The sequence below is a fragment of the Candidatus Symbiopectobacterium sp. NZEC135 genome (assembly GCF_025962695.1).
The window spans coordinates 1-634 of the sequence record NZ_JAGFPF010001253.1 but is presented as its reverse complement, the minus strand read 5'-3'; the positions used below and the strand labels follow the sequence as shown (position 1 = coordinate 634).

At 40.2% G+C, this 634-nt stretch carries 1 protein-coding gene; it reads right to left on the bottom strand.

Annotation, left to right across the window (positions count from 1 at the left end; all coding sequences use genetic code 11):
• Nucleotides 1-634: dermonecrotic toxin domain-containing protein (locus tag J5224_RS33665; protein ID WP_413544767.1), on the bottom strand; the 634-nt coding region annotated here is incomplete at both ends.

Here is a 634-nt window from a genome sequence, read left to right as displayed (position 1 = left end):
TATTTTTAGTCAACCCGGTTCCCGACAATAGATCAGATATCGCGCGGTGACTGAGTTGTTGAGAGGAGAGGTTGATAATAAAATCGATAAAGTTCTTTTTGCTATGGATGCCCTTGTTATTAAAGATGTCGGTGTAGATGGATGAGGCTTGTTGGTAAAAGTTGATATCCCACACCAGCTGGATAAACGTTGTTGGAAGTAGTTGAACTTCGTTTTCCCGGTCAAAGACATTGGCAGTATCAGGTGCAACGCGATAAATACCGGATTGGCTATTTACCGAAACCAGATTTTCCTGAGCATCAGCGGGGAAGTTTCGTAGCAGGTAGCTTGACAACGATCCATATTCTATCGGTTTTCCCGTGAAGCACCAACCACTAAAGCAATCCGAGCAACTCATCGCTGAATTGAACAGCATAAAGTAATTTTTATCTGGATCGATATCCAGATTGAATTTCTCTTTTAAGTTTTTTTTCATGATTGAGGCGGCCAGCGTTGTCAAAGAAGGCATTCGTTTCTGGTAATCAGCATAAAATTTCTTTAATGACATACCTGCATTTTCAAAAAAGATATCTCCTCTTTTTTTATCCACCGTATAGTAAGTTTTTTCGTCATTGGTAATGATGCCCGTTTTGCC